The organism is Cognatilysobacter terrigena (assembly GCF_004361065.1).
Lineage (GTDB): Bacteria > Pseudomonadota > Gammaproteobacteria > Xanthomonadales > Xanthomonadaceae > Cognatilysobacter > Cognatilysobacter terrigena.
In genome coordinates this window covers 71,530-89,913 of sequence record NZ_SELT01000009.1, presented here as the reverse complement: position 1 = coordinate 89,913, position 18,384 = coordinate 71,530, and the positions used below count along the sequence as shown (strand labels likewise).

The 18,384-nt window shown below is 68.8% G+C and carries 21 protein-coding genes; 15 read left to right on the top strand and 6 right to left on the bottom strand.

Annotation, left to right across the window (positions count from 1 at the left end; genetic code table 11):
• The first annotated feature begins 155 nt into the window (after positions 1 to 155).
• Positions 156 to 653, top strand: a complete 498-nt coding sequence (locus EVS83_RS07540) for a hypothetical protein (protein WP_133500430.1) — start codon at positions 156 to 158, stop codon at positions 651 to 653.
• Here the strand turns inward: EVS83_RS07540 and EVS83_RS07535 are convergent.
• From EVS83_RS07535 to EVS83_RS07525, 3 genes are all read right to left on the bottom strand, one after another.
• Positions 596 to 3,532: a bifunctional diguanylate cyclase/phosphodiesterase gene (locus EVS83_RS07535; RefSeq protein WP_208108710.1), complete on the bottom strand. Its 2,937-nt coding sequence runs from the start codon at positions 3,530 to 3,532 to the stop codon at positions 596 to 598. The genes EVS83_RS07540 and EVS83_RS07535 overlap by 58 nt on opposite strands.
• A gap of 108 nt (positions 3,533 to 3,640) precedes the next feature.
• Positions 3,641 to 4,246, bottom strand: a complete 606-nt coding sequence (locus EVS83_RS07530) for a DNA-3-methyladenine glycosylase (RefSeq protein WP_246022816.1) — start codon at positions 4,244 to 4,246, stop codon at positions 3,641 to 3,643.
• A 147-nt stretch (positions 4,247 to 4,393) separates the two neighbouring features.
• Positions 4,394 to 4,894, bottom strand: a complete 501-nt coding sequence (locus EVS83_RS07525; RefSeq protein ID WP_133500427.1) for a hypothetical protein — start codon at positions 4,892 to 4,894, stop codon at positions 4,394 to 4,396.
• Positions 4,895 to 4,963: 69 nt separating this feature from the next.
• Here EVS83_RS07525 and EVS83_RS07520 point away from each other — a divergent pair, with 69 nt between their 5' ends.
• From EVS83_RS07520 to EVS83_RS07510, 3 genes are all read left to right on the top strand, one after another.
• Positions 4,964 to 5,749, top strand: a complete 786-nt coding sequence (locus EVS83_RS07520) for an HAD family hydrolase (protein WP_425456075.1) — start codon at positions 4,964 to 4,966, stop codon at positions 5,747 to 5,749.
• A 71-nt stretch (positions 5,750 to 5,820) separates the two neighbouring features.
• Positions 5,821 to 6,273 (top strand): hypothetical protein, encoded by a 453-nt coding sequence (locus tag EVS83_RS07515; RefSeq protein WP_133500425.1) that lies wholly within the window; start codon positions 5,821 to 5,823, stop codon positions 6,271 to 6,273.
• A gap of 121 nt (positions 6,274 to 6,394) precedes the next feature.
• Entirely contained in the window at positions 6,395 to 6,922 is a 528-nt protein-coding gene (locus tag EVS83_RS07510) for a hypothetical protein (protein WP_133500424.1), read from the top strand.
• Between the two features lie 245 nt (positions 6,923 to 7,167).
• On the opposite strand, the gene rpsU is transcribed toward EVS83_RS07510, so the two are convergent.
• Entirely contained in the window at positions 7,168 to 7,383 is a 216-nt protein-coding gene (rpsU, locus tag EVS83_RS07505) for a 30S ribosomal protein S21 (RefSeq protein ID WP_133500423.1), read from the bottom strand.
• A gap of 153 nt (positions 7,384 to 7,536) precedes the next feature.
• Between rpsU and tsaD the strand changes: the two genes are divergently transcribed.
• Genes tsaD through folK form a run of 3 tightly spaced genes read left to right on the top strand, consistent with a single transcriptional unit; the run spans position 7,537 to position 9,488 of the window.
• The gene (gene tsaD, locus EVS83_RS07500; protein WP_133500422.1) at positions 7,537 to 8,592 is read left to right on the top strand and encodes a tRNA (adenosine(37)-N6)-threonylcarbamoyltransferase complex transferase subunit TsaD; all 1,056 of its coding nucleotides are present in this window, start codon (positions 7,537 to 7,539) and stop codon (positions 8,590 to 8,592) included.
• A 54-nt stretch (positions 8,593 to 8,646) separates the two neighbouring features.
• A complete protein-coding gene (gene folB, locus EVS83_RS07495) occupies positions 8,647 to 9,003 on the top strand; it encodes a dihydroneopterin aldolase (RefSeq protein WP_133500421.1) in 357 nt (118 codons plus the stop codon).
• Positions 9,000 to 9,488 carry a 2-amino-4-hydroxy-6-hydroxymethyldihydropteridine diphosphokinase gene (folK, locus tag EVS83_RS07490; protein WP_133500420.1) on the top strand — a complete coding sequence of 163 codons (489 nt, stop codon included), beginning with the start codon at positions 9,000 to 9,002 and terminating at the stop codon, positions 9,486 to 9,488. Before folB ends, folK begins: the two co-directional genes overlap by 4 nt.
• Before the next feature lie 9 nt (positions 9,489 to 9,497).
• Here the strand turns inward: folK and EVS83_RS07485 are convergent, their stop codons facing one another.
• Both EVS83_RS07485 and EVS83_RS07480 read right to left on the bottom strand, forming a co-directional pair.
• Positions 9,498 to 9,896: a hypothetical protein gene (locus tag EVS83_RS07485; protein ID WP_133500419.1), complete on the bottom strand. Its 399-nt coding sequence runs from the start codon at positions 9,894 to 9,896 to the stop codon at positions 9,498 to 9,500.
• 57 nt (positions 9,897 to 9,953) lie between these two features.
• Entirely contained in the window at positions 9,954 to 10,709 is a 756-nt protein-coding gene (locus EVS83_RS07480) for a pteridine reductase (RefSeq protein ID WP_133500418.1), read from the bottom strand.
• A gap of 60 nt (positions 10,710 to 10,769) precedes the next feature.
• On the opposite strand from EVS83_RS07480, the gene EVS83_RS07475 reads away from it, so the two are divergent.
• The 8 genes from EVS83_RS07475 to lipB all read left to right on the top strand — a co-directional run bounded on the left by EVS83_RS07475 (position 10,770) and on the right by lipB (position 18,291).
• Positions 10,770 to 11,975, top strand: a complete 1,206-nt coding sequence (locus EVS83_RS07475) for a class I SAM-dependent methyltransferase (RefSeq protein WP_133500417.1) — start codon at positions 10,770 to 10,772, stop codon at positions 11,973 to 11,975.
• Entirely contained in the window at positions 11,972 to 12,325 is a 354-nt protein-coding gene (locus EVS83_RS07470) for a VanZ family protein (protein ID WP_133500416.1), read from the top strand. Before EVS83_RS07475 ends, EVS83_RS07470 begins: the two co-directional genes overlap by 4 nt.
• Positions 12,326 to 12,376: 51 nt before the next feature.
• Entirely contained in the window at positions 12,377 to 13,513 is a 1,137-nt protein-coding gene (gene mltB / locus EVS83_RS07465) for a lytic murein transglycosylase B (protein WP_133500415.1), read from the top strand.
• Complete coding sequence (locus EVS83_RS07460; RefSeq protein ID WP_133500414.1) at positions 13,510 to 14,775, top strand: septal ring lytic transglycosylase RlpA family protein; 1,266 nt, start codon at positions 13,510 to 13,512, stop codon at positions 14,773 to 14,775. Before mltB ends, EVS83_RS07460 begins: the two co-directional genes overlap by 4 nt.
• A gap of 132 nt (positions 14,776 to 14,907) precedes the next feature.
• Complete coding sequence (locus EVS83_RS07455) at positions 14,908 to 16,116, top strand: D-alanyl-D-alanine carboxypeptidase family protein (RefSeq protein WP_133500413.1); 1,209 nt, start codon at positions 14,908 to 14,910, stop codon at positions 16,114 to 16,116.
• A 159-nt stretch (positions 16,117 to 16,275) separates the two neighbouring features.
• Entirely contained in the window at positions 16,276 to 17,214 is a 939-nt protein-coding gene (locus tag EVS83_RS07450; protein ID WP_246022815.1) for a CsgG/HfaB family protein, read from the top strand.
• A gap of 97 nt (positions 17,215 to 17,311) precedes the next feature.
• Positions 17,312 to 17,590 carry a DUF493 family protein gene (locus tag EVS83_RS07445; RefSeq protein WP_133500411.1) on the top strand — a complete coding sequence of 93 codons (279 nt, stop codon included), beginning with the start codon at positions 17,312 to 17,314 and terminating at the stop codon, positions 17,588 to 17,590.
• Entirely contained in the window at positions 17,578 to 18,291 is a 714-nt protein-coding gene (gene lipB, locus EVS83_RS07440) for a lipoyl(octanoyl) transferase LipB (RefSeq protein WP_133500410.1), read from the top strand. Before EVS83_RS07445 ends, lipB begins: the two co-directional genes overlap by 13 nt.
• The last annotated feature ends 93 nt before the right edge of the window (positions 18,292 to 18,384 follow it).

Sequence of the window (18,384 nt, the reverse complement as noted above, 5' to 3'; positions counted from 1 at the left end):
GATCCTGTCGGCCGGGGCGTTAGACATGGAGCACGGCGTGGTGAGGGGCGCGTAACACCGCCGGTCGGAAACCGCGCCGCCATGCACGCGCTCCGCACAGCCGGGCGGTAGCTTGGCGCGTCTAAATGAGACACACGTCACATTGCCGCCGCCGCTTGTCCCGCCTCGCCCCGATCGCGGGGGCGCTGGTTGTGGCGTGGACGGTCGCCACCGCGGGCACCGTGGTGGCGGACGACACCCGCTGGCGGGCCCGGGGCGACGGCATAGGCGCCCAGGCCGCGTGGCGGGGCGCGGCCGGGGTCGGCGCGACCGTGCAGTGCGAGCAGGGCGATGCCCGGCTGCTGCTACGCATCGACCCCGCGGTACTCCCAGCGGGGCTGGAGAAGATCACGCTGATCGCCGATGGCACCGGCATGGACTATCCGGTCGAGCGCGCAAGCGCCGGCGGCTACGTCTCCAAGATCGCGCTCGACGCCCCGATCCTCGACCGCATGCTGCTCGCCCGCGCCTTCACCCTTCAGGGCGGCGGGCGCTCACTGCAGACCGGCATTCCCGGCGAGGCGCTGGCCCGCGTGGTGCGGGCCTGCCGCGCGCATCACTGGCCGCGAGAGGCGAGGATCGATCCCAGCGACGCCGGCTTCGCGAAGAAGTAGCCCTGGCCGAGTTCGCAACCGAGCGTCATCAGCGCGCGGCGCTGCGCTTCGGTCTCGATGCCTTCGGCCACCACTTCCATGCGTTGCGCGCGCGACAGGGCGAGGATCGCGCGGACCACCGCGGTGCTGCCGCCCTCTTCCTCGATCTGCAGGTCGTTGATGAACGAGCGATCGATCTTCACCGTGTGCAGCTTGAAGCGGTGCAGATAGCTCAGCGACGAATAGCCGGTACCGAAGTCGTCGAGCGCGATCAGCACACCGTTCTCGCGCAGGCGATTGAACACGCGGCCGACCTGTTCCGGATTCTCGAGCAGCGCGCCCTCGGTCACTTCGATGCGCACCTGCGAGGCCGACACACCCTTGTCGTCGATCAGCTGCAGGAAGCGCTCGTCCAGATCCTGCGAACGGAAATGGCGCGGCGAGAAGTTGAGGTTGACGTACTGACCCGGCTTGAGCAGGTCATGGATGCAGTCGAGCGTGCGGTCGAATACCTGCCAGTCGATCGCCTCCATGCTGCCGCTCGCGTCGGCGACGTGCAGGAACGCGCCCGGCGCGAGCACGCCGCGGTCCGGATGGTTCCAGCGCATCAGCGCTTCGTAACCGACGATCGCACCGTCGACCAGGCGCACGATCGGCTGGAAATACGGCTCGAATTCCTGGCGCGTGATCGCGCGACGCAGGTCGCTCTCGACTTCCAGCAACTGCAGCGCCTGCTCGTGCAGCTGTTCGTCGAACACTTCGATGCGATGGCGGCCCGCCGCCTTCGCGCGGTACATCGCGATGTCGGCGTCGCGCAGCAGGTCTTCCGGCGACGTGTAATGCGGGCTGCTGAGCGTGATGCCGACGCTGACGCCGGAGAAAAGCTCCTTGCCCTCGACGCGCACCGGTTCCTTCAGCGCATCGATCACGCGCTGGCCCATGCGCATCGCCGATTCGGGTGAATCGACTTCCATCAGGATCGCGAACTCGTCGCCACCCAGGCGCGCGACCATGTCACGGCCGCCGCGCACGCAATGACTGAACCGACGCGCCACTTCCTTGAGCAGCGCGTCGCCGACGAGATGGCCGACCGAGTCGTTGATGACCTTGAAGCGGTCGAGATCCATGAACAGCACGGCGAAGCGATACGACGGATCGCGTTCGCGGTGCGCGAGCGCGCGCACCAGCTGGTCGCGCAGGTAGGCGCGGTTCGGCAGACCGGTCAGCGAGTCGTGCAGCACTTCATGCTTGAGGCGCTGCTCGATCTGTTCGCGAACTTCGATCTGCTCGGAAAGCTCGACGGTGCGCTCGGCGACGCGACGCTCGAGGTCCGAGTACGCGTTCTTGAGCTCGGCAGCCGCGCGTTGGCGCTCCAGGCCGTTGGCGATCTGGTAGCTGATGAAGGTGAGCAGTTCGCGATCGCGCGCGGTGTAGCCCACGCCCGGCGTATAGCTCTGCACGGCGAGCAGGCCCATGACGCGGTCGCCCAGCACGAGCGGCACGCCCAGCCACGCCACCGATTCCTTGCCGATCACGTTGAGCTCGCCGCAGCGCTGCAGCTCGCGGATGTGCTCGATCGTCTCCGGCTCGGTCATGTCGAGCAGCAACGGCTTGCCGTAACGCATCGCATATTCGGACACGCCGCGGCCGACCGGGCGGCTCTCGGCGCGGTTGCCGTACTGGTCGACGAAATACGGGAAGTGCAGCGTGTTGCCGTCGTCCGACAACAGCGCGATGTAGAAGTTACGCGCGTCGAGGAATTCGCCGACGATGCGATGCACCGCCGCGTGGAACTCGTCGAGGTTGGTCGCAGTGTGCGACAGCTCGGCGATGCGGTAGAGCGTTTCCTGGATGCGTACGCTGCGCTGGCGCTCCTGCACCTCGAGCGTGAGCGCCTGGGTGCGCTCCTCGACGCGGCGTTCGAGTTCTTCCTGCTGCAGCTTGCGATCGAGCGCCGTCAGGATGTGGCTACCGACATAGGCGAGCAGCGCCTGGTCGGCCGGCGTGTAGCGCGGGCGTTCGATGTAGCTCTGCACGACGAGCACGCCGCGCACGCTGTTGCCGACGAGGATGGGCACGCCGAGCCAGTCGTACGCGTCCATGCCGATATCGCGCATGGGCCCGGAGATCTGCGAGCGCATCGCGTCCATCGAGCCCATCAGCGGGTGCTTCTCGCGGATCACGTACCAGGTGAGGCCACGCTCGAGCACTTCCATCGAGATGAACTCGTTGGGCGGGCGCGTGATCGTGTCTTCGGTGTCGACGAGGTAGATGAAGCGGATCGCGTCCTTCTGCTCGTCGTAGAGCGCGATGTAGAAGTTCTCGGCGTACATGAACCGGGCGACGATCGCATGCAGCTCGCGCAGCATGTCGTTGAGGTCCATTTCCGAGCTCGCCATGTCGGCGATCTGGAACAGCGCCGACTGCAGCTGCTCGGAACGCTCGAGCGCACGCATCGATTCGGTGAGGCGGTTCTTCTCGAACACCGCGCGCGCCACGGGCGCGAGCAGCAGGCACTGCTCGCGCACCAGCGCGCGCATGTGGGCCTGGCCGTCCAGCACGACGCCGATGGCGTCGCCCGTGTCCTGCACTTCGATGCAGGCCGCGACGCGGCGTCGTGCCGGGTCGACGGACCAGTCGTCATTGCCGCGCGCGGAGCGGGCGAGCGTGAGGTCGGCATCGTCCAGCGTCGCGGACGGATGCGTGCGCAGGTCGCTGCCGGCATTGCGCCAGACCACCGCCACGTTCTCGAAACCTTCGCCGGTCAGGTACGCGGCGACGCGTTCGGCGAAGTCCGTGATGTCGACCGCATCGAGCAGCCCGCCGAGCGCGCGCCCGATGCGCTGGCGCTCGGCTGCGGGTGCCCGTTCGATCCTCATCGCGTTCAATGCCGTCCCCATGGAATCCATCTCCGGCCGCCTTCTCCGGCCACGCCTGCGGGAGGGCAATCCTCCCTGCCGTCATATCGGCCGACGCGTTCGACGCTTGAACGGACGGTCGTGACGGTTTCAGGTTTTCGAAACGAATGGGCTGCAAGGAACGTACCACCGCCAGGGTGAATCGACGGCGTGACGAATGCCGATTCGGCCGCCGGTTACGGGGCGTTCCGGAGGAAGCGTGCCGTCGTCCACGATTCGCAGTCCGCCGCTGCCCGTGACGAGGTCGACGCCATCCTGCGCGCCGGTGATGCCGAAGGCCTGGCACAGGCGCGCGGGGCCACGGCAGAGGTCGCGATCGCTCCGAGCGCTCGGACGCGCTTCGCGCATCAGCGGCAGGCCATCGAGCGGCTGCAGCGCGCGCAGCAGCACGGCCACGCCCTCGCCCGCTTCGCCGCACACCGGGTTGCAGCACCAGTGCATGCCGTAGGTGAAGTAGACATACAGCCGGCCGGGCGGGCCGAACATGGTGGCGTTACGCGGCGTCTGTCCGCGGTAGCTATGCGCGGCCGGATCCTCGGCGCCGCAGTAGGCCTCGGTCTCGACGATGCGGCCGCGGCGGCCGTCGTCGCGCACCAGCACCTTGTTGAGCAGTTCGACCGCGACGATGCGCGGATCGCGGCGATAGAACGCCCGTGGAAGCGTGCGGCCCCGGCGGCGGGGCGACGATGCGTTCACCGCGCGATGGCCAGCATCGCCGGCCCATCGCGCCTTACGCATCGAATGCCTCCACGCGTCCGTCTTGTCGGCTGCCTGCCGAGCCTGATCATCTCCATCGTGCTGACCGTCGTGGTCAACGTGCTGCTACGCGCCTGCAGCGGCTGATCAGCGCAGCGTGCCGGTCGCGTGCTCGAACGGCAGCGGCTTGGCGCCGGTGGCTTCGATCGCCGGGCCGGCGACGCGCTGCGTCGCGTCGTCGCAGTCGGTGACCAGCAGGATTCGGCCGGCGGCGATTTCGTCGTGGAATTTCTGTCGCACCGGGTCCGGTAGCGCGGAGCCGAACAGTGCGGACGCGAAACCGCCGATGCCCGCACCCGCCAGCGCGGCGATGCCCGCGCCCGCGAGCGTGATGCCCAACGGCGTGAAGACGACCGCGATCAGGCCGAGGAGTAGGCCGGTGCCTGCACCCGCGGCCATGCCCTTGATGGCGCCGGGAATCGCATCGCTGTCGGCTTCCTTGTGCTCGTTCGGGATCGCATCGAGTTCGATGTCCGAACGCGCGACGAGCATCAGGCACTCCTCGCCGATGCCGGCGTGACGCGCGGCGTTCATCGCGGCGCGGGCCATGTCGAGGTCGGTGGTGCTGTAGACGTGGCGGATCTTCATCGCGGCTCCCTGCTCTGCGCGCCCGGCGCGCCGTTCGCCGCAGCGTGGCCCGCAGCCGGTACAGGTCGCGTGAGGGCTGTCTGCGATACTTCGCACATGACGCTCAAGATGATCGGCTTCGACGGCGACGACACGCTGTGGCGGAGCGAAGACTATTTCGCGCAGGCGCAGACGACGTTCGAATCGATCGTCGCGCCCTACGTCGACCTGCGCGGCGATGCGCTGCACCAGCGCCTCTACGCGGTGGAGAAGCGCAACATCGCGGTGTTCGGCTACGGCGTGAAAGGCATGGCGCTTTCGATGATCGAAACCGCCATCGAGATCACCGACGCGCGCATCGCCGCGACCGACATCCATCGCATCGTGCAGCTCGCGCAGTCGATGCTGCAGCATCCGGTCGAACTGCTTCCCGGCATCCGCGAGGCGGTCGAACGCGTGGCGTCGCGGTGGCCCGTCGTGCTCATCACCAAGGGCGACCTGTTCCATCAGGAAGCGAAGGTGCGCGACTCCGGTCTGGCCGATCTCTTCCATCGCATCGAGATCGTCAGCGAGAAGGACGTCGGCACGTATTCGCGGCTGCTCGAGGAATTCGGCATCGACGCGTCGCAGTTCGCGATGGTCGGCAATGCACTGCGTTCGGATATCGCGCCGGTCGTGCGGCTCGGCGGTTACGGCGTGCATATCCCGTATCACCTCACCTGGGTGCACGAGCGCGAGGCGGACGTCGCCGAACCGTCGCGCATGCGCACGCTCGCCCACGCGAACGGCCTGTACGATGTGCTTGACGAGATCGAACGCGGCATGACCGGAACGGGAACGCGACCTGAGCCGGATCCGGCGCATCGCGGAAATTAAATAGGGATTCATTCCGGGGAGCGCATGGTCGATCCCAGGTCCCGCACGGTGCGGGACGAGTGGAGGATTCCATGGCTCTTACCCGTTGGGTCGCACCTGCCGTGCTTGCCGCGACGCTCGGCGTCGCCTCGCTGACGCCCGCGCCTGCGAAGGCGCAGTCGATGAACGACCTCACGCAGGCCATCGTCAACATCGCGGACGTGGTGTTCCAGGGCAACCAGCCGTACTACCGCTACGGCGACTACAGCGCCGACGACCGCCTCGTGATGCGTCGTGACCAGTACGGCCGTCCGGTGTACTACCGCGTGGTCAACAATGGCTACAACGCTTACAACGGCTACAACACCCAGTACCGCACCTCGCCGCCTTACGGCCGCGCCTACGGCTACTACAACCAGTCGCAGGGCCAGCAGCGGATGAAGTGCAACAAGAACGGCAAGTGCAAGGTCGAGTACTACGATGCGCGTTACGACCGTCGCGGCTACGGCTATGACGACCGCCGCTGGCGTGGTCGCGACGACTGAGTCGTTCGCACGATCGAAGTGTCCACGCGCCACGGCCTTCGGGCCGTGGCGTTTTTCGTGCGCGACTGGCAGACCCGCCAGCGCGCGCGCATGATCGGCCCGCGCCATGTCGAGAACCCCGATGAAGAGTCCCGCCGCCCTGCTGCTCGCCTGCCTGCTGCTGCCCGGCATCGCAGGTGCACAGGCCACTCCCGATCGCCACACGGGCGACGCCTGGGTCGACGCGCGCCTCGCCGACATCGACGCCTATGCCGCGACCTACCGGGATGCGTTCGTCGACGAGATGACGCGCTACCACCGCGCTCCGCGCGAGCTCGTGCAGGAGCTGCTCGCCCGCCCCGGCTGGTCGGCCGGCGACGTCTACTTCGCCTGCAGCCTCGCCCAGCAGGCCGGCCGGCCCTGCCGCGACATCGCGGACCTGCGCTCGGCAATGCCTGCACCCGGTTGGGGCGATCTGGGTCGCGACCTGGGCGTCGCCCCGGGCACGCCGGGCTTCCATGCACTCAAGCGCGACGTCGTGGCGACCTACGACCGCTGGGCGCGTCCCGTCCGGGTAGACGCGGAGCTGGCGCCCGATTTTCCGAAACGCCCGCGTGATCCGGCCAAGGCGGCCGCGCCGCCGGTGAAACCCGCGGCGCACGATCACTAGTGGAGTGCCTGCCGCGTTGCCGATGCCCGATCGCTAGCGGCCGGCCGGCTGCTTACCCGTGAGCGCGCGGCTAACGAGCACTCGCTCGACGGTGCTCTCACGGGCGGTGATCTCAACAGCAGGAGCCGGGCCGACCGAGAGATTCGCGCTCTTTCCCGGCACCCGAACGCAGAAAAGCCGGCCACGCGGTGCGTGGTCGGCTTTTCGTGCTGCATCGACGCGCGCCGGCGAACCGGCGTCGCGGATCAGTACATGCGCTGGCGCTTGGTCACGTCGCGCGAGGCACGGCGGGCCTGACGCTTCACGGCCGCAGCGGCCTTGCGCTTGCGCTCCTGCGTCGGCTTTTCGTAGAACTCACGCTTGCGGGTCTCGGCGAGCACGCCGGCCTTCTCGCAGGTGCGCTTGAAACGGCGCAGGGCAAACTCGAAAGGCTCGTTTTCGCGGACTTTGACGCTCGGCATACGGAATCTCGGTGATAGGGACCGCCGGGCACGAGCCAGGCGAGCCGCCTATGATATCGGCCTGCCCCGCGGCGCCGCAAGCCGCCGCTCTCACTTTTTCGTGACGCCGTCCGCCGAGCGGTCGGCCGCGACCGGCATTCCGAGGCCAAGTCGTTGAAAGTTCTGGGAATCGAGACCAGCTGTGACGAAACGGGCGTCGCCGTCTACGACACCGTCGACGGCCTGGGCGCCCATGCCGTCTACAGCCAGATCGCGCTGCATGCGCAGTATGGCGGCGTCGTGCCCGAGCTCGCCAGCCGCGACCATGTCCGCAAGACGCTGCCGCTGATCCGGCAGACGCTCGCCGAAGCGGGGCTCTCGACTGCGGACATCGACGGCGTCGCCTATACCGCCGGCCCGGGCCTCGTCGGCGCATTGCTGGTCGGCGCCGGTGTCGCCCGCGCACTCGCCTGGTCGCTCGACGTGCCCGCCATCGCCGTCCACCACATGGAAGGCCACCTGCTCGCCCCGCTCATGGACGACGCCGAACAGCGTGCCGCCCTGCATGCCGGCCATGCGCCCGAGCCGTTCGTGGCGTTGCTGGTCTCCGGTGGCCACACCCAGCTGGTCGGCGTCGACGGCGTCGGCCGCTATCGCCTGCTCGGCGAGACGCTGGACGACGCCGCGGGCGAAGCCTTCGACAAGACCGCCAAGCTCATGGGGCTGCCCTATCCGGGCGGCCCGCAGCTCGCGGCGATCGCGGAACAGGGTCGGCCCGGCGTGTTCAAGTTCGCGCGGCCGATGACCGACCGCCCCGGTCTCGACTTCAGCTTCAGTGGCCTGAAGACGCAGGTGCTGCTGGCCTGGCGCGATTCCGACCAGACCGACGCCACCCGCGCCGACATCGCCCGTGCGTTCGAGGACGCCGTGGTCGACACGCTCGCGATCAAGTGCGCGCGCGCGCTCGATGCGACCGGCTTCCGACGCCTCGTCGTTTCCGGCGGCGTCGGCGCGAACCGGCGCCTGCGCGAGAAGCTGCACCAGCTCGCGGCGCAGCGCGGAGCGATCGTCGGCTTCCCGCCGCCGGTGCTGTGCACCGACAACGGCGCGATGATCGCGTTCGCCGGCGCGCTTCGCCTGCAGGCCGGCCAGCACGCGGATCTCGGCGTGCACGTGACGCCCCGCTGGGACATGTCGACGCTGCCTGCGGTCGAACTCGCGACGGCGTGAGTGGACATCGCGCGGCGCGTCCGTAGCATCGCCGCACCGCACGGGAACGCCGCCATGGACCACGTCTTCATCGAAGGCCTCGAGATCGAGGCGCTGATCGGCATCTACGACTGGGAGCGCCGCATCCGCCAGCCGTTGCTGTTCGACCTCGAGATGGCCTTCGACAACCGCGTGCCCGCCGCGCACGACGACATCGCGCATACGCTCGACTACAAGGCGATCAGCACGCGCATCCGCGACTACGTATCGCAGTCGGGCTTCGGCCTCGTCGAAACGCTGGCCGAGCGCGTCGCCGAACTGGTGCTCGCGGAGTTCTCCGTGCAACGCGTGCGACTGAAGCTCAGCAAGCCCGGCGCAGTGCGCGGGGCACGCGCGGTTGGCGTGATGATCGAACGATCGCGCAGCAGATGAGCGGGCGTGCGTACCTGAGCCTCGGCAGCAACATCGAGCCGGAGAAGCAGCTGCGCGCCGCAATCGCGTCGTTGCGCGAGCGCTTCGGCGATGTGGTCGTCTCGCCGATCTACCGCACGCCTGCGGTCGGCTTCGACGGACCGGCCTTTCTCAACGCCGCGGCGATCATCGACAGCGACCTCGAACCGCAGGCGCTCAACGACTGGCTGCACGCGCTCGAGGACGCGCACGGTCGCGATCGCAGTGGGCCGCGCTTTTCCGATCGCACGCTCGACATCGACATCGTGCTGTTCGACGACCGCGTGCTCGACGGCGACGGCAACCTGCGCATTCCGCGTCCCGAGCTCAAGCACGCGTTCGTGCTGCGACCGCTCGCCGATATCGCGCCCGACGTCGTCGTCCCCGGCACCGGTCATACGCTCGCGCAACTGTGGAGCGCGCACGCTGAATTCGCGACCTGCGGCGACGTCGTAAACCTCGTCTAACCGCGACGATCAGTCGTCGTTACGGCGTGGCGCATTCGCGAGTTCCGCCTCGATCCACGCCATCGCGTCGTCGACCGCGCCGAAGACGTCGAAATCGAAACTCAACCGGCGGCCGATGATGAAGCCGATGCGTCCGGGGTCGACGAGTTGGGGTGGCATGACCAGCGCCATGACGAAGCCCGGCATCGCCTCGGCGGCCGCGGCCCACTCGAAGACGCTGTCGATGCGCAGTGCGAGCGATGGATTCTCGTTCCCGCTCCAGGCGTGGAAGTCGACGAGCAGGGCACGACGGCCCGCCGCGATCGCGTCGCGGATCGAGGCCGTCACCGCGGCGCGCGCGGCGTGCAGAGGCAGATCGTTGCCCGGGGCGACGTAGGCGAGATCGGGGAGGATCGGCGGGTCGGCCATGGCGGGATCCGGAGCGGGCGCGTCGACTCTAGGCCGGCCGGTCGGCGCGGTCGAGCCTCAGCCGGCGAGCGTGCGTCCGCCGTCGACGGCGAGGACGTGCCCGGTGCAGTAGTGCGCGTCGAACAGCAGCCAGCGCACGGCCTCGGCGATCTCCTCCGGCGTGCCCACGCGCCCGAGCGGCGTGCGCGCGAGCATGGCGTCGCGGGCTGCGGCATCGCCGCCCTCTTCCGGCCACAGGATGGCGCCCGGCGCGACCGCGTTGACGCGCACGCCGGGGCCGAGTTCGAGCGCGAGCGACTTCGTCGCCATCACCAGCGCTGCCTTCGCCATGCAATAGACGCTGTGCTGCGGCAGCGGACGCTCGGCGTAGAGGTCGGCGATGTTGACGATCGCGCCGCGCGAAGCCTGCAGATGCGGCGCGGCCGTCTGCGCGAGGAAGAACGGCGCGCGCGCGTTCGAGGCGAAGAGGACATCCCAGTCGGCAGGCGTGACGCTGCCGAGCGGCGTCTGGCGGAAGGTCGACGCGTTGTTGACCAGGCCGTCGAGCCGACCGAAGCGTCCGATCGTGTGCGCGACGAGCTCTGGCAGGCGATCGAAATCGGCGAGCTCGGCCTGCAGCGGCAGCACCGAGTTCGGCCGCGCGCGCTCGAGTTCGTCGACCAGTGCGAGCGCTTCGTCACGCGAGCCGCGGTAGTGCAACGCGACGTCGCATCCGGCGGCGTGCAGGCACCGCGCGATCGCCGCGCCGATGCGCCGCGCCGCGCCCGTCACCAGCACCACCGGGCGTACATCGCCCTTCGTCGTCGCCTGCATCACCGGCCCTTTCCGCGCACGTCCCGTATCCTGCGCGAGTCTCCCACGTCCTGTGTCCCGATGCCGATCGATCCCGCCGCGCGCGCCGCGTCCGAGCTGCCCCTGCCCGACGAGGCCGCGCGTGCGCACAGCACGACGCTGGCGCGGCATATCGATGCGGAAATCGCGGCGAGCGGCGGAGCGATTCCGTTCTCGCGCTTCATGGAGCTTGCGCTCTACGCGCCGGGCCTCGGCTACTACAGCGCGGGCGCCACGAAATTCGGCGAAGCCGGCGATTTCGTGACTGCGCCGGAACTCGGCCCGGTGTTCGCGGCCTGCGTCGCCGATGCGGTAGCGCCGGTGCTGCAGCAGCTCGGGCCGAGCGCAGTGATGCTGGAACTCGGCGGCGGCACCGGTGCGTTCGCGCAGGTCGCATTGATGCGCCTGATGGAACTCGACGCGTTGCCGTCGCGTTACCTCATCCTCGAGCCCAGCGCGCAGCTACGCGAGCGCCAGCGTGCGCAGCTTTTCGAGCGCCTCCATCCGATGCTGTTCGAGCTCGTCGAATGGGTGGACGGCCCGGTCCCGCACGACTGGAACGGCGTGCTGTTCGCGAACGAAGTGCTGGATGCGTTGCCGACGCCGCGCTTTCGCATCCACGGCAGCGAAGTGATGGAGCAGTACGTCGCGGTCGAGAACGAACGCTTCGTCTCGCAGTGGCGTCCCGCCGATTCGATGCTGCTGCAGGCGGTGCGTCACATCGAACGGCGCATGGGTCGCGCGTTGCCGGACGGCTACACCTCCGAACTGCTGCCGCAACTGCCGTACTGGATCCAGGCGGTGTCGGGCGGCATGAAACGCGGCGCGATGCTGTTCGTCGACTACGGCTACGCACGCAGCGAGTTCTACGCGGCGGACCGGTCCGACGGCACGCTGCGCGCGTTCTACCGCCACCGCATGCACGACGACGCGTTCGCGTGGCCGGGCCTGCAGGACCTCACCGCGTCGGTGGACTTCACCGCGCTCGCCGAAGCCGGTGTCGCCGCGGGCTTCGATTTCGCCGGCTACTGCTCGCAGTCGAGCTTCCTGCTCGGAAACGGGCTCGCTGGCGTGCTGTCGCGCATCGAGCAGATTGAAGACAACGCCGAACGCCTGCGTCGCACGGGCGAGGTGAAGCGCCTGACGCTGCCCGGGGAAATGGGCGAGCGCTTCCAGGCGATGGGCTTTTCGAAGGATGTCGAGTTCGGTGCGGCGTTCCTGGCCGGCGACCTGAGCCATCGCCTGTGACGCGACGCGCGGGTCTCGTCGCGATCTGGATCGCGATGTTCGTCGTCATCACCGTCGGCTCGCTGTTGCCGGCGCACGACCTGCCGCCACCCACATTCGATGGCATGGACAAGCTCGAGCATGCGCTCGGCTATGCGGTGCTCGCCGGTTACGGCGCGTGGCTGTTTCCGACACGTCGACTGCATGTGCTGCTCGGCGTGATCGTGTTCGGCATCGCGATCGAGGTCGCGCAAGGCGCATTCACGGCCTCGCGCTCGGCGGACGTATTCGACGCGATCGCCGATGCGATCGGCGCAGCGGCCGGTCAGCTCGCGGTGCGTCGACGCCAGCGTGCTGAACCGTCGCCATAGAGGCCTTGAAACGTGTGATTCGCGCGAAAATCGCGTGATAACCTCGCGACGATGACGACGATTCGCCGCCCGCTCCTCCGCACGCTCACCGCCGCTCTCGTGCTCACCGCCGCTTCGTGCGCGGTGCCGCCGAAGCCGGCGACTCCGCCACCGTCCGCGACCACGCTGCCTCCGACGCCCGCGCCGCTGCCGCCGCGCGTGCCGTTCGAAGTCGCGCGCGCGAAGTTCGTGCAGGACACTGCACGGCAGTACGGCATCGATCCGGCGTACGTCCAGTCGGTGCTGGCCAACGCGCAGATCCGCGATTCGATCGTCGCCGCGATGTCGAGGCCGGCCGAAGCCAAGCCGTGGCGCGACTACCGGCCGATCTTCATGACGGACTCGCGCATCAACGGCGGCCGCCAGTTCCTCGCCGACAACCGCGCCGATCTCGCCAGCGCGGAAGCGCGCTTCGGCGTGCCGGCCGAGATCATCACCGCGATCATCGGCGTCGAGACCAGCTACGGCGCGAACAAAGGCAGCTATCCGGTGGTGGATGCGCTGTACACGCTCGCGTTCGCGTACCCGCGCACCGGCGATCCGGCCAGGGCCGCGCGCGAGGAGCAGCGTGAGCAGTTCTTCCGCGGCGAGCTCGCGCAGCTGTTCGCGCTCGGAAAGGAAACCGGCATGGACATCACCCAGCTCAAGGGCAGCTATGCCGGCGCGATGGGCTGGGGCCAGTTCATGCCGTCGAGCTACCGCGAGTTCGCGGTGGACGCCGACGGCGACGGGCGTCGCGACCTGTTCGACAGCAAGGCCGACGTGTTCGCGTCGATCGCCAACTATTTCGTGAAGAAGGGCGGCTGGGTGCGCGGTGGGCCGGTGGCGGTACGTGCGACGCACGATCCCGCGGCGCAGACCTTCGAACCCGATGCGCTCGATCCGATCTACACGATCGCCGACCTCAAGGCGCGCGGTTACCAGCCGCTGGCGCCGGTGCCGGCCGGCGCGACCGCCGTACCGCTGCGCTTCGACGGTGCGAACGGTGTCGAATACTGGCTCGGCTTCCGCAATTTCTACGCGATCACCCGCTATAACATCTCCAAGCATTACGCGATGGCGGTGTACCAGCTGGCCGAATCGATCGCCGGCCGCGATATCCCGCCGCTTCCTGCCGCCGCTGCCACGGACACGCCTCCGGCCCCATGAAGAAGATCGTCGTCGCGCTGCTGTGCGCGGGCCTCGCGGCCTGCGCGAGCGCTCCGCGTCCCGCGTCCTCGCCGTCGACCGCGTCGATCGTGAAGCCGCCCTCGCCCGCCGGCCGCGACTGCAGCTGGTACCGGCCGGCCGAAGAAGACGTGAGCAAGCGCGGCGACTACGTCGCCGGCGGCCTGTATCGGCCGGACGAGAAGGACCGCGTGCCCGGCGCGATCCCCGACATCGACTGCATCCCGGAACCGCAGGTCGTGTCGCTGCCGCGCAGCAAGCTCGGCAACAAGCCCGCGTACACCGTGCTCGACAAGGAATACCGCGTGCTCGACGACACGCGCGGCTTCGTCGAGGAAGGCCTGGCGTCGTACTACGGCGAGAAATTCCACGGCCGCCGCACGTCGAACTGGGAGGTGTACGACATGTACGCCTTCAGCGCGGCGCACAAGACGCTGCCGCTGCCGAGCTTCGCGCGCGTCACGAATCTCGCCAACGGCAAGTCGGTGGTGGTCCGCATCAACGATCGCGGCCCGTTCCACGACGGGCGCGTGATGGATCTCAGCCTCGCCGCCGCGGTGAAGCTCGGCATCTATCCTGCCGGGACGGGCCGCGTGCGCGTCGAAGCGCTGCAGCCGGGTGATACGGCGACCGGCACGACGTTCGCGTCGACCACGACCACCACGACGCCGATCGCACCCTCGCTTCCGCCGCCGACGCCCACCGCGCTCGACGTCGCGACCCGCGATTACCGCTATGCGACCGCCGCGAATGCTGGTGCGTCCGACACGCAGCGCTTCGATGCGTGGATGAAGGAGCGCGGCATCCATGTCGCGACCGGCACGCCGACCGTAGTGGCGTCCGCGGATGCGTCGAGCGGCGTTACGCCGCGCGTAAACGCGGCGGTGTCGACGACCGTGACCTCGCCTGCGCCGACGGCCACGGCGCCGCCGGTTATCGCGCCGATGTCGACCGCGACCGCGCCGATCGCACCGACCACCTCCGCACCGACCGCGACGCTCGGCGTCGCCTCGAGCGGCGCCATCACCCTGCAGGTCGCGAGCTTCTCCACCCGCGACAACGCCGACCGCGCGCTGGCCACGCTTCGCGGCGCCGGCATCGCCGACGCGCGTGTGTTCGACGCCGTCGCCAAGGGCCAGCCGATCTGGCGCCTGCGCGTCGGCCCCCTTCCGGCCTCGGCCGAAGCGGAACTCGCCGCGCGCCTGCGCGGTCTAGGCTTCGCCGCGCAACGCGTCCACGACTGACCGCGGCGCGCGGGTTTTCGCCCGCGTCGCCGACGCATTCCCGCGCTTTTGTTTATCTTTCTTCGCTGCCGCGGAGAAAGGTCCGCCCGCAATCCGTTCCATCGCCGCCCGCCGGCCCGGAGTCCCACCTTGATGAAGTCCCCCGCCCGCCTCGCCGGCCTGCTCGCCGCCGGTCTCACCCTGACGCTCGGCCTCGCCGTCGCGCAGACCGGCCCCGTCCCGAACAACCAGCCGCCGCCGGCCATCGACGAGCTGCCGGTTCCGCCGCCGCCGACCGTGCAGGCCAAGGCCTGGATCCTGATCGACTACGCCAGCGGCAACGTGCTCGCGGGCGAGAACTACGACACGCAGGTCGAGCCGGCGAGCATCACCAAGGTGATGACGAGCTACGTCGTCGCCGCCGAACTCAAGGCCGGCAAGGTCAAGCGCGACGATCCGGTCATGATGACCGAGAACGCGTGGCGCAAAGGCGGCGCCGGCACCGAGGGCTCGTACTCCGGCTTCGAGGTCAACAAGACCGCGCCGCTGATCGAGATGGAAAAGGGCATGGTGGTGCAGTCGGGCAACGACGCCGCCATCGCGCTCGCCGAACACATCGCCGGCAGCGAGGACGCATTCGCGTCGCTGATGAACGCCTACGCCAAGCGCATCGGCCTGAAGCAGACGCACTGGATGAATCCGGACGGCCTGCCGGCCGAGGGTCACTACACGACGGCGCACGATCTCGCGCTGCTCGGTCGCGCGCTGATCCACGACTTCCCGGAGTCGTATTCGCTCAACAAGATCAAGGAATACACGGTCGGCCCGATCACGCAGAGCAATCGCAACCGCCTGCTGTGGCGCGACGCGACCGTCGACGGCATCAAGACCGGCCACACGGCCACGGCGGGCTTCTGCCTGATGGCATCCGCGCAGCGCGGCGACCAGCGCCTGATCTCGGTCGTCATGGGCGAGCCGTCGGACGACCAGCGCATCAACGATTCGCAGGCGCTGCTCAACTGGGGCTTCCGCTTCTTCGAGACGCACAAGCTCTACGACGCGAACAAGCCGATCTCGACGCAGCGCGTGTGGAAGGGCGCGGAGAACGAAGTACGCCTGGGCCTGACCGAGCCGATGATGGTCACGCTGCCGCGCGGTCGCTACCAGCAGCTCAAGCCGGTGATGGACGTGCCGAAGCAGATCGTCGGCCCGATCGCGAAGGGCCAGAAGATCGGCACCGTGCGCGTGATGCTCGGCAACAAGGTGCTCGCACAGCGTCCGCTGGTCGCGCTGGACGCGGTCGAGGAAGCCGGCTTCTTCAAGCGCCTCTGGCACGAACTGCTGATGTGGTGGAACTCGTAAGCGTCCGCGCCACCGTCGACACGAAAAGCCCGCCTCGCGCGGGCTTTTTCGTCTTAGCAATTCCTTAGCGCGACTAGCCGATCGACGGTGCGCGTACAGCCGCTATGCTGGCGGCCGGCGCGCCGCGCCGATGACCTCACCGCCAGGATGCTCGATGCCATGACCGTACGGACCACCGCCCTCTTCGCCGCCCTTGCTCTCGCCGCACTGCCCGCCGTCGCGGCCAACGTCGACGAGATGCGCAAGCAGCAGACCGCACAGATCCCGACCTGCGCGCGTCCGCTCGGCACGATCTCGGTGCTGGAGCCGGAGGACGCGACCAACTGGTGGACCGGCCAGCAGCTCGAAGCGCCCAGCAAGCTGATCAAGCTGTTCGTCGCCAAGTCGCGCTGCTTCACGCTGGTCGACCGCGGCGCCGGCATGAACGCGGCGATGCGCGAACGCGACCTCGCCTCGAGCGGTGAGCTGCGCAACCGTTCGAACATCGGCAAGGGCCAGATCAAGGCCGCCGACTACGTGATGGTTCCGGACCTCGTCAACGCGAACAACAACGCCAGCGGCGCGAATATCGGTGGCTTGCTCGGCGGGCTCGTCGGCGGCCGCGCCGGTGCCGCGATCGGCGGGCTGAACTTGAAGAGCAAGACCGCGAACGTCGTGCTGACCGTGACCGACGTGCGCTCATCCGAGCAGGTCGCGATGGCCGAAGGCAACGCCAAGAAGACCGACCTCGGCTGGTCGGGCAACGGCGTGCTGTTCGGCAGTTCCGGCCTCGGCGGCCTCGGCGCCGGCGGCTACGCGAACACGGAAGTCGGCCAGGTGATCACGCTGGCCTACCTCCAGGCCTACAACGACGTGGTGTCGCAGCTCGGCGGCCTGCCGGCCAACGCCAGTGCGGCGAACGCGACGCAGGCCGTCACCGTCGCCAAGCCCGCCCGCCTGTTCAGCGATCCCGCGGGCAAGGGCAAGGTCGTCCGCAGCCTGGATGTCGGCATGATGCTGTACCCGACCGGCGAGAAGCAGGGCGCCATGTGGCAGGTCGAAGACGAATTCGGCAACAAGGGCTGGGTGTCGTCGATGCTGCTGCAGATGTCGCACTGACCCCGATTGCGCTTTCCGCGACGGCCGCCTCCGGGCGGCCGTCGTCGTTTCCGACGCACGCATTGGGTCGCGACGCCCGCGTCCCCATAATCCGCGCATGGACATCCATTCCGACAACCCCGAGCACGGCTTCCAGTTTCCCGGCGAGTTCGAGCTGTCCGCGATGGGTCCGGCCGAGGCCGGGCTCGAGGTCGCGCTGCCGCGCCTGTTGACCGAAGCCGGCGTCGACCTCATCCACGAGGACGTGAGCTGGAAGGCGTCATCGAACGGCAAGTACGTGTCGGTGCGCATCCGCTTCCGCGCGAACAACCGCGACGAGCACGAGCGCGCGCATCGGCTGCTGCGCGACCACCCGGAAGTGAAGTGGACGCTGTGAGCGAGGCCTGCGCGGTCGCCGAGCCCCCGGCAACGTCCGCCGGCGTACCGACGGCCCTCGTCCGCGACCTCGGCCGCCAGCCGTACGAGCCGGTCTGGCGCGCGATGCAGGCCTTCACCGACGCGCGCGACGAGTCGACGCCCGACGAGTTCTGGCTGGTCGAGCACGATCCGGTGTTCACCCTCGGCCAGGCCGGCAACCCCGAGCACGTGCTGATGCCCGGCGACATCCCGGTGATCCACGTCGATCGCGGCGGCCAGGTGACGTACCACGGCCCCGGCCAGATCGTGCTGTATCCGCTGCTGGACCTGCGCCGGCTCAAGGTGGGCGTGAAGGAGTACGTCTGCAAGGTCGAGCAGTCGATGATCGACACGCTGGCCGACTGGAACATCCACGCGGTGCGTCGCGACGGCGCGCCGGGCGTCTACGTCAACGACGCCAAGATCGGCGCGCTCGGCATCCGCGTACGCCACGGCTGCACCTTCCACGGCCTCGCCTTCAATATCGCGATGGACCTGGAGCCGTTCCGCCGCATCAATCCCTGCGGCTATGCGGGCCTGCAGGTGACGAGCATGGCCGACCTCGGCGGGCCGTCGTCGCTGGAGGTCGTCAAAACCCGCCTGATCGAGCATCTCGCCCGCCAGTTCGGCCTGTCGACCGCCACGGCACCCGTACCCGACTTCTCCAGCGCGGCGGCCTGACGCCGCCGCCGTCCCGCCAGCGCTGCTCCACCGTTTCCCGCGCGTTTTGGCGTTCGCCGCCCGGGCGCGGGACAATGCACCTCCGGCCGCGCG